Genomic DNA, 9477 nt, shown 5'->3' with positions numbered 1-9477 from the left:
CCGATGCGGACGACCAGAATCCGCCGTCCCAAGCGGCCGCATAAGCGCGCGCCGGCCTCAATGAGCACAGTGAAAGAAGGCAAGAACCCATGAGCATCAACAGCGCCATGCTCGCCGGCGTTTCCGGGCTGATCTCGAACTCGTCCGCCCTGGCGGCGATCTCGGACAACATCGCCAACGTCAACACCACCGCTTACAAGCGCAAGCAGGTCAACTTCGCGAACGTGGTGACCTCGCAGGCCGTCAAGGGCCGCTATTCCGCCGGCGGCGTTCAGGCCGTGACCCGCCAGTTCGTCAGCACCCAGGGCCTGATCCAAAGCGCCACGTCTGCGACCGACCTCGGCATCGCGGGCGACGGGTTCTTCGTGGTCTCGACCAAGGGCGCGGGCATGCTGCCTGGCGATCCGCGCATGTTCACCCGCTCGGGTTCGTTCAGCGTCGACGCCGACGGCTTCCTGACCAACGACGCCAAGCTCTATCTGCAAGGTTGGCCGATCGCCGAGGACGGCTCGATCAACGCCAGTCCGTCGGACCTGACCCGGATGGGCTCGATCAACGTCAAGAACCTGGGCGGGGCGGTCAGGGCCACGGAGAATGTGGTCGTCAACGCGAACCTCGACAAGACGCAGGTCGTTTCTGGCGCCGAGGCAACCTACGTGGCCGGCGAGATGGCGGCCTACGCGGCGACCGGCATCGCCAGCGCCACCGCCACCCAGCCTGACTTCGATAAGCTCGAGATGAACATCGTCGACTCCTCGGGCGGGACCCACCGTATCCAGGTGGCCCTGTTGAAGAGCGACACCCCGGCCAACACCTGGCACGCCGAAGTCTACGCCGTGCCGGCCTCCGACATCGCCGGCGCCACCAACGGCCTCATCACCTCGGGCATGGTGAACTTCAACCCGGACGGCAGCCTCAACCTGACCGCGACGGGCGGCACCACCCTATTCGGCGCCGCCGGCTCGCCGGCTCAGCTCACCATTGGCGCCTCCACCGACGCCGCCGGCGTGCGATGGGCGGCGGGTCTGGGCATCGAGGCCTCGGCCATCGCGCTCGATCTCTCCAAGCTCACCCAATACGCCGACACCTCGGCCGTGAACTCGGTCAACCCGGACGGCGCCACGGTCGGCAACGTCGTCGGGGTCGAAGTCGACAAGCATGGCGTTGTCTCAGCCACCTTCGACAACAACGAAGTCCGCAAGATCGCCCAGATCGGTCTGGCGACGTTCCCGAACTCCGACGGCCTCCTCGCGATCAGCGGCAACGCTTACCAGCAGACCATCCAGTCGGGCGAGTTCGCCGTGAAGGTGCCCGGCGAGGCGGGAGCTGGCGAAATCGCAGCCGGCGCCCTCGAAGCGTCGTCCGTCGACTTGTCGGCAGAGTTTACAGGACTGATTACGACACAGAAAGCTTACTCCGCGTCTTCGAAGATCATCACAACTGCCGATCAAATGTTGGAAGAACTCATCAACATCAAGCGGTAATCACGCGCGTTAACCACCCTTAACACTGGTTGACAACTTAGACTGTATCAAAACCGTACACGGGGACCGAATGAGCAACCCTTCCTTTACTATCGTGATTCACCGGATGTTATGCCCCGGTGGTTACGTTCAGTCCGAACAGTGATGGTCGGAAGGGCGTAAAGCCATGTTGCAGCAACAACAAACGCGCACGAACAGCCGCGGCGAGGCCTATGTCATCGGCCCCACCGGCGCGCCGTTGACGCTGAACGACCTGCCGCCGCCCGACACTGGGCGCTGGGTCATTCGGCGCAAGGCTGAGGTGGTCGCCGCCGTGCGCGGAGGCCTGCTCACTCTGGACGAGGCCTGCGAGCGCTACTCCCTGACCAACGAGGAATTCCTCGCCTGGCAGAAGTCGATCGACCGTCATGGCCTGGCCGGCCTGCGCACGACCCGGTTGCAGCAGTATCGCTGAGCCCTGACTCCCCCCAGACGAAGGTTCGCGAGATTGCGGCCGCGCTGCCCCCAGCGCGGCCGCTTTCGTTTTCAGCGCACGTAGGGCGCGCCCAGGGGGTTCAGATCCGAGAGCTTCCGGACCGTCACGGTGATCCGCTCGCGTTCGCCGCCGCGCCGCTCCACCAGCAGGCGCGCCACCTGAGCGTCGTCGTGAAAGGCATAGCCCTTGATCGCGTCCAGGATCGCCTTGGCCAGGTTGTCGAGATCCAGCCAAGGCGGATCGCCCACATACTCCATGACGATATCGACCGCGAACTCGCCCCAGGCCGGCCGCGACCCGCGCCACGCCTTACGGAAGAACTCATAGATCAGGGGCTTGTAGTATTTCGACTGGGTGGTCAGGCCGTCGACCACCACCTCCATGACGCCCTCGCCTTCGCGCGCGCGCACCTTGCCGTGGTGGGTCCAGCTCTCGTCCATATCCGTCCATAGTCCGCCGCCGCCTTGCAGTCTCCCGCCCGTTCGCTAAACCGGCCCGGAGATTTCCGCCGGAGACGAGACCATGAGCGCGACCCGCACCGAGACCGACACCTTCGGCCCCATCGAGGTCGCCACGGACGTCTATTGGGGCGCGCAGTCCCAACGCTCGATCGGCAACTTCAAGATCGGCTGGGAGCGGCAGCCCAAGCCGGTGATCCGGGCGTTGGGCATCGTCAAACGCGCCGCGGCCGAGGCCAACATGGAGCTGGGCAAGCTCGACCCCAAGATCGGCGCGGTCATCGTGGCCGCCGCTCAGGAAGTCATCGACGGCAAGCTCGACGACCACTTCCCCCTGGTGGTCTGGCAGACCGGCTCGGGCACCCAGTCGAACATGAACGCCAACGAGGTGATCTCGAACCGCGCCATCGAGATGCTGGGCGGGGTCATGGGCTCCAAGAGCCCGGTCCATCCCAACGACCACGTCAACATGAGCCAGTCGTCCAACGACACCTATCCGACCGCCATGCACATCGCCTGCGCCGAACAGGTGGCCAAGGAGCTGATGCCGGCGCTCGAACACCTGCATGCGGCGCTGAAGGCCAAGGAAAAGGCCTTCGCGCACATCATCAAGATCGGCCGCACCCATACCCAGGACGCCACGCCGCTGACCTTGGGTCAGGAGTTCTCCGGCTATCGCCAGCAGCTCGCCAACGGCGTGCGGCGGATCAAGGACACCCTGCATGGCCTCTATGAGCTGGCCCAGGGCGGCACCGCGGTCGGCACCGGCCTCAACGCGCCGGTCGGCTTCGCCGAGCTGGTGGCGGCCAAGATCGCGGCGATCACCCACCTGCCCTTCATCACCGACCAACAAGTTCGAGGCTCTCGCCGCCCACGACGCCATGGTCTTCAGCCATGGAGCGATCAACACCATGGCGGGATCGCTGTTCAAGATCGCCAACGACATCCGTTTCCTGGGCTCCGGCCCCCGCTCGGGCCTGGGCGAACTGTCCCTGCCGGAGAACGAACCCGGCTCCTCGATCATGCCGGGCAAGGTCAACCCGACCCAGTGCGAGGCGCTGACCATGGTCTGCACCCAAGTGTTCGGGAACAACGCCACGCTCACATTCGCCGGCGCCTCGGGCCACTTCGAGCTCAACGTCTTCAACCCGGTGATGGCTTACAACTTCCTGCAATCCTGCCGCTTGATGACGGACGCGACCATCAGCTTCACCGACAACTGCGTGGTCGGGATCGAGGCGCGCGAAGACAACATCAAGGCCGCCCTCGAACGTTCGCTCATGCTGGTCACCGCGCTGAACGGCAAGATCGGCTACGACAACGCCGCCAAGATCGCCAAGACCGCGCACAAGAACGGCACCACCCTGCGCGAGGAAGCCGTCGGCGGCGGCTATGTCACCAATGAGGAGTTCGACGCCCTGGTGCGGCCCGAGAAGATGATCTCGCCGGGGTGATCACTCCGCCGCATAGACCAGCGGATGGGTGTGGGCCCAGAGGTGCGCGCGATAGGTCTCGAAACATTGCTCGCCGCAGATCAGGCGCATGATCGCGCCCTCGGCGATGAAGCGGGCGCAATCGGGCGTCTCGGCCACGAGGGGCTCTAGGGCTTCGGCGTTCCAGGCCTTGGAATGCTCGACATCCAGTTGGGCGTGCAGGACGAAGTACTTGCGCGCCTCGGGCGGGACCCCCACGCGCTTCAGGCCGTCGGCGACGCAGCCCACCCGCGTCGGCGCGGTCAGCTCCACCACGCCCAGGGCGCCGATGGACTGGTAGACATAGCGCCGGTTGGTGGCGAAAGCGGTCATGGTGTTGGCCAGCGCCAGGGACTGCCACAAGGTGCGGTCGATGGCTGGCGTCAGGCCGAGCGCCCGGGTGGTACGCTCCAGCATCGGCCCGTGCATGCCGCCCTCGTGGCCTCGACCCATCTCATCCCAGTAGTTGCGCGCCAGTTCCAGCTTCGGGCGGGTCGGCAGCTTGACCTGGGTCAGGGCCACCAGATCGTCGAAGCCGGCCTCGCCGGCCGCTTCCTGGGTGAGGAACCATTGCAGGTCGCCGAGGCTGGCCTCGCCGGCCAGCCAGTCGAACAGCGGATCCCACTGCCCGGGTCCCGAGGCCTTCAAGTCCTCGAACCAGGCGATGAAGCCAGCCGCGTCGCGCGGGGCCGCGGCGGCCAGGGGCGCGACGTGGGCGCGAAAGGCCTCGACGAACTCACCTTCCACCCGCTGCATCCGCGCGTTCTCATTGACCTCGGCGCGCCAGTCCTCGCGCGGCGTGGCCACGGCCAGCCGCCGATGGTTCCAATGCGCCAGACCTTGGTGCAGGGCCTCGGCGTCGGGGAACTCGGGGCTAAATTGACCTAGTTGTGAAAGTCTCAATCCGGCGAACACGCTTCAATCTCCCTCGACAGGCAGACGAAGCGCGCAAGGCTGGCTCTTGTTCCTCTGTCGGAAGCCCGACGGTTTGGCCCTACATCCGCCGGCTGACGGCGAAGTCGGCCAGGTCTTCCAGGGCCGGGCGCCAGGAGTTGCTGGCGGCGAATTCGGCGAGTTGGGCCTTGGCGGCCACGGCGTAGTCGCTGGCCAGGTCCAGGGTCGCGTCATCGGCGCCGGACGAGGCGATCAGGCCTGAGGCCCGCTGGAAGTCGCCGTCCTGCTGGTCCAGGCGGTCCACCGTCCTCTGCCAGAACGCCGCCTCGGCCGGCCCGGTTCGGGCGATGGCCAGCAGCAGCGGCAAGGTGGCCTTGCCCTCCCGGAAGTCGTCGCCGGGGTTCTTGCCGAGGCTCTTGCTGGTCCCGCTATAGTCCAGGGCGTCGTCCACAAGCTGGAACGCGAGGCCCAGGTCCTGGCCGAACCGGCGCAGCGCCTTGCAGCGCGCGGGCGAGGCCCCGGCGGAGACGGCGCCGGCCTCCGCCGCGGCGGCGAACAGCTCCGCGGTCTTGGCGGTGATGATCTCCAGGTACAGTTCCTGGGAAAGATTCAGATCGTGGGCGCGGGTGAGCTGCAGCACCTCGCCCTCAGCGATGGTGCGCGACGCGCGCGCCAGGATCTCCAGGGCCTGCATGGAGCCGGCTTCGACCATCAGTTCGAAGGCGCGGGCGAACAGGAAATCCCCCACCAGGACGCTGGCCGGCGCGCCCCAGATCAGGTGGGCGGCGACCTTGCCCCTTCGCAGGGCCGAGGAGTCGACCACATCGTCATGCAGCAGGGTGGCGGTGTGGATGAACTCCACCGCCGCGGCCAGTTTCAGGCAGGCGTCGTCCTGAGCGCCCGACACCCGCGCCGCGGCGATGGTCAGCAGGGGGCGCAGGCGTTTGGCCGAGCCGCCGATCAGGTGCTCCGCCAGGGCCGGGATCACCGAAACCGGGCTCTGCATCCGATCGCGGATGAGCGCGTCGACCTTGGCCATGTCGGGCCGCGCGAGCTCCAGCAAGCCTTCGATCGAGGCGGGTTTCTCCCGGGAAATGGCGGCGCTGGCTGCGTCCAACTGCTCGTAACTCCTGTGCAGCCTGACGATGCGGGGAGGCGTCGTCATTTGCCGGGGACAATGGTCACGCGATAGGGCACGGTCAAGGCGGGCCTTGGTCCTCACTTGGCGTCATGGAAACTAGGTCACACCCCCCCGCCCCGGACAACCTCACGGAAGACCGCCTGATGGGCGGCCGCGTGCTGTTGCGTCAGGCTCCAGACGGCTATCGGGCGGGGCTCGACGCGGCCCTCCTGGCCGCGGCCTGCGATGCGAAGGACGGGGCGCGGGTGCTGGAGGCCGGCTGCGGCGCCGGCGGCGCCTTGCTGGCCGCCGCGATCCGTCGCCCCGGCGCGAGCTTCACCGGTCTGGAACGCGGCGAGGACGCCGTGGCGCTGGCGCGGATGAACGTCGCGGCGAACGGACTGGACGCGCGGGTCACGATCCTGCGCGCCGACGTGGCCCAGCCGTTCAAGGCCCTGGACCTCCCGGCCTTCGACGCGGTCATGGCCAATCCGCCGTTCTTCGACGATCCCGCCGCCCTGCGCGCGCCCGCGGCGGCCAAACGCGACGCCTGGATGGCCGATGGCGGGCTCTCGGTCTGGACCGGCTTCCTGCTCAAGGCCGTGCGCGAGGGAGGAACCCTGACCCTGATCCACCGCGCCGACCGCCTGGCCGACATCCTGGCCCTGCTGGCGCCCAAGGCCAGCTCGTTCCAGGTCCGCCCGGTCCATCCGCACGCCGACGCCCCGGCCAAGCGCGTCCTCGTCCGCGCCATCAAGACCGGCAAGGCGCCGCTGCAGCTCCTGCCGGCGCTGGTCCTCCATCCGCGCGATGGCGCCAAGCACACGGACGAGGCCGAGGCGATCCTGCGCGGCGAAGCGGATTTGGCGTGGCGCTGACGCCCACGTCCGCTCAGCCCTTGAACCACACCACCTGGTGCGAAACCGCCAGGAGCTGGCCGTCGTCGCTCCACAACTCCGCCGACTGGTCGTTGAAGCCATGCCGGAACACGCGGGCGTCGCTGACCGCCGCCAGCGGGCGAGCCCCCTGCCGGGCCAGCGCCGCCTCGTCGGCCATGAAGTAGGTCGATAGCGAGACCGTGGCGACCGGCGGGACGTCGCCCCGCACGTTCAGGATCTTGACCACGAAGGTGTCGCTGAGCGCGGTCAGGGCCAGATAGTCCAGCGGCCTGGCCGGCTCGTCCCGCACCCAGGCCTGGGTGGCCGCCGAACCGGGCGCCTCGGCGCTCGCCAGACCGCGCGTCGGTTCGCCTAGCACGTAGCGGAACTCATAGCGCTTCAGCCACGCGTTGCGCCCGTCTGTCGGCATGGTCGCCACGGCGTGCGGCGGCGGCAGGACCGGCGGCGCGGCCAGGGCGTGGCTCCAGGTGTCGCGCTCCGCCCCGGTCACAGCGCTAGCGGTGCTGGCCACCGTTTCGCCCTGGGTCATCTCGACGTTCCAGTGCTGGGTGGACCGCCCGTCGCGCACCAGTCGCACGCTCACCTCGAACTCGCCCTCCGCCACCGCTGCGCAGAAGTTGACGGTCAGGGCCACAGGCCGGCCGCGCCGCTCGGGATGGTCCAGCACCGCCTTCAGCAGGATGGCCGCCGTCGTTCCGCCGAAGGGCCCGGCCATGTTCCAGTAGTCGGGCGTGGTCGCGCCCCGATAGAGCCCCACGCCCCGCGGTTCCAACCGCACGGCCTTGTCCAGGGGATGCTCGGCGATCGTCGTGGGCGTCATGCGGTCCTCGCGAAAGAAGTGACCGATCGTGCGCCAATTTGACCCCGCCTGTCCATAACCTGGCAGGTAAGGCGCGTCGGCTTTCTGCGATTGCAATTGACTTGCAATCTCGCCTCTGTTTTCACGGCGGCCTGTTCTTGGAGTTTCAGACCATCTTGACCCGCCGAATGTCCCTCGCCGCCGGCAGCGCGCTCGCCGCCCTGCTCGTCGCCTCCTCCGTCCAGGCCCAGACGTCCGTCGACGCGCCGGTCGACATCGGCGAACTGGTGATCACCGCCACCCGCTTCGAAGCGCCGCGATCCACGGTCCCGGCGACGATCCAGGTGATCGACGAAGCCCAGATCCAGTCGCAGACCGCGCTCGGCTTCTCGGCCGTCGAGACGGTGGCCAACCTGGTGCCGTCCTTCTCCCCCACCCGCCAGAAGTTGTCGGGCTTCGGCGAGACCCTGCGCGGCCGCTCACCGCTGTATCTCGTCGACGGGGTGCCGCAGTCGACGCCCCTGCGCGACGACAGCCGCGACGGCTTCACCATCGACCCGTTCTTCATCGACAAGGTCGAGGTGGTGTTCGGCGCCAACGCCATCCAGGGCATCGGCGCCACCGGCGGCGTGATCAACTATGTCACCGTCCCCACCCCCAAGGCGGCCGAGGGCTTCACCGGGCGAGTCCTGGCCCAGGCCAGCGCCGATCCCGACCGCTTCGGCGACAGCGTCGGCTGGAAGACAGCGGCCTATGTCGGCCGCGACTTCGGTCAGTGGGACTTCGTGGCCGGCGCGTCCTACGAGACGCGCGGCGCCTACTACGACGCCGATGAGCGCCGGATCGGCCTCGACGGCGCCCAGGGCGAACTTCAGGATTCCAAGTCCTGGTCCCTGTTCGGCAAGGCAGGCGTCGACCTCGGCGACCAGCGCCGCCTGGAGGTGATGGTCAATCACTTCGAGCTGGAGGCCGACAACGACTACGTGACCGCCAACGGCAATCGCAACACAGGCCTCACCACGACGGCGGTGCGCGGCAAGACGCCCGGCCTGGCGACGTACAATGACGTCAGCTCGGCGGCGGTGACCTATCGCGATCGCGGTTTCTTCGGCGGCGTCCTGACCGCCCAGGCCTTCGCGCATGACTATCAGGGCGTGTTCGGCGGCGGCGCCTTCGCCGACTTCCAGGACCCCCGCATCGCGCCCGTTGGAACCCTGTTCGACCAGTCGGCCAACAATTCCGAGAAGCAGGGCTTCAAGATCGACTACGAGCGGGGCTTCGCGGCTCTGCCCGGCTTCAAGATGCTGATCGGCCTCGATGGCCTGCGCGACAAGACCTACCAGGCGCTGGTTCTCACCGACCGCCTCTGGGTGCCGGAGACGACCTACAAGAGCCTCTCGCCCTTCCTTCAGCTCCGCCAGGCCGCCTTCGACGGCCGGCTGAACCTGGCCGCCGGCGTGCGGCGCGAGAACGCGACGCTGGAGGTCGACGACTACACCACGCTCTTCGCCTACGGCCCGCGCCAGGTGGCCGGCGGCGAGCCCAGCTTCAAGGAGACGCTCTACAATGTGGGCGCCACCTTCGAGATCACGGACGGCCTGACCGTCTTCGCCTCCTACGCCCAGGGCTTCACAATGCCCGACGTCGGCCGGGTGCTGCGCGCGATCAACACGCCGAACCGTGACGTCGACACCTATCTGGACGTGACCCCGGTGGTCTCCGACAACACCGAGGTCGGCCTGGACTACAAGGCCGGGCCGCTGCAGGCCCAGGCCGCCTGGTTCCGCTCCACCTCCGACCGCGGATCGCTGCTCGTGCTGAACCCCGGCGGCAATTTCGAGGTCCAGCGCCAGCGCACCGAGGTCGAGGGGATCGA

General features: G+C 67.8%; 8 protein-coding genes and 1 pseudogene. 5 read left to right on the top strand and 4 right to left on the bottom strand.

The features are described from left to right. Positions 1–89: 89 nt before the first annotated feature. Entirely contained in the window at positions 90–1484 is a 1395-nt protein-coding gene (locus tag RMO04_RS00525) for a flagellar hook-basal body complex protein (RefSeq protein ID WP_309642843.1), read from the top strand. Positions 1485–1650: 166 nt separating this feature from the next. Next, positions 1651–1938 carry a DUF1153 domain-containing protein gene (locus tag RMO04_RS00520; RefSeq protein ID WP_309642842.1) on the top strand — a complete coding sequence of 96 codons (288 nt, stop codon included), beginning with the start codon at positions 1651–1653 and terminating at the stop codon, positions 1936–1938. 71 nt (positions 1939–2009) lie between these two features. Here the strand turns inward: RMO04_RS00520 and RMO04_RS00515 are convergent, their stop codons facing one another. Beyond that, complete coding sequence (locus RMO04_RS00515; protein WP_309642841.1) at positions 2010–2399, bottom strand: RusA family crossover junction endodeoxyribonuclease; 390 nt, start codon at positions 2397–2399, stop codon at positions 2010–2012. An 82-nt stretch (positions 2400–2481) separates the two neighbouring features. Here RMO04_RS00515 and fumC point away from each other — a divergent pair. Next, positions 2482–3871, top strand: a pseudogene (gene fumC, locus RMO04_RS00510) (class II fumarate hydratase). Here fumC and RMO04_RS00505 read toward each other — a convergent pair. Both RMO04_RS00505 and RMO04_RS00500 read right to left on the bottom strand, forming a co-directional pair. Further along, complete coding sequence (locus RMO04_RS00505) at positions 3872–4804, bottom strand: iron-containing redox enzyme family protein (protein ID WP_309642840.1); 933 nt, start codon at positions 4802–4804, stop codon at positions 3872–3874. It abuts the pseudogene before it with no gap. Positions 4805–4883: 79 nt separating this feature from the next. Beyond that, positions 4884–5900 (bottom strand): polyprenyl synthetase family protein, encoded by a 1017-nt coding sequence (locus RMO04_RS00500; RefSeq protein ID WP_309642839.1) that lies wholly within the window; start codon positions 5898–5900, stop codon positions 4884–4886. Positions 5901–6067: 167 nt separating this feature from the next. Here RMO04_RS00500 and RMO04_RS00495 point away from each other — a divergent pair, with 167 nt between their 5' ends. Then, entirely contained in the window at positions 6068–6781 is a 714-nt protein-coding gene (locus tag RMO04_RS00495; protein ID WP_309642838.1) for a methyltransferase, read from the top strand. A 13-nt stretch (positions 6782–6794) separates the two neighbouring features. On the opposite strand, the gene RMO04_RS00490 is transcribed toward RMO04_RS00495, so the two are convergent. Then, complete coding sequence (locus RMO04_RS00490; RefSeq protein WP_309642837.1) at positions 6795–7622, bottom strand: thioesterase family protein; 828 nt, start codon at positions 7620–7622, stop codon at positions 6795–6797. 167 nt (positions 7623–7789) lie between these two features. On the opposite strand from RMO04_RS00490, the gene RMO04_RS00485 reads away from it, so the two are divergent. Further along, positions 7790–9477, top strand: a 1688-nt coding sequence (locus tag RMO04_RS00485) for a TonB-dependent receptor domain-containing protein (protein WP_309642836.1), incomplete at its 3' end; no start/stop codon positions are given.

The organism is Phenylobacterium sp. (assembly GCF_031412415.1).
Taxonomy (GTDB): Bacteria; Pseudomonadota; Alphaproteobacteria; order Caulobacterales; family Caulobacteraceae; genus Phenylobacterium.
The sequence above is the reverse complement of the archived record's forward strand: the minus strand, read 5'-3'. Positions and strand labels throughout refer to the sequence as shown.

Coding starts and splice junctions, on each gene's coding strand:
- RMO04_RS00490 (WP_309642837.1), bottom strand. CDS start 7,622: ATGACGCCCACGACGATCGCCGAGCATCCCCTGGACAAGGCCGTGCGG.
- RMO04_RS00525 (WP_309642843.1), top strand. CDS start 90: ATGAGCATCAACAGCGCCATGCTCGCCGGCGTTTCCGGGCTGATCTCG.
- RMO04_RS00495 (WP_309642838.1), top strand. CDS start 6,068: ATGGGCGGCCGCGTGCTGTTGCGTCAGGCTCCAGACGGCTATCGGGCG.
- RMO04_RS00515 (WP_309642841.1), bottom strand. CDS start 2,399: ATGGACGAGAGCTGGACCCACCACGGCAAGGTGCGCGCGCGCGAAGGC.
- RMO04_RS00520 (WP_309642842.1), top strand. CDS start 1,651: ATGTTGCAGCAACAACAAACGCGCACGAACAGCCGCGGCGAGGCCTAT.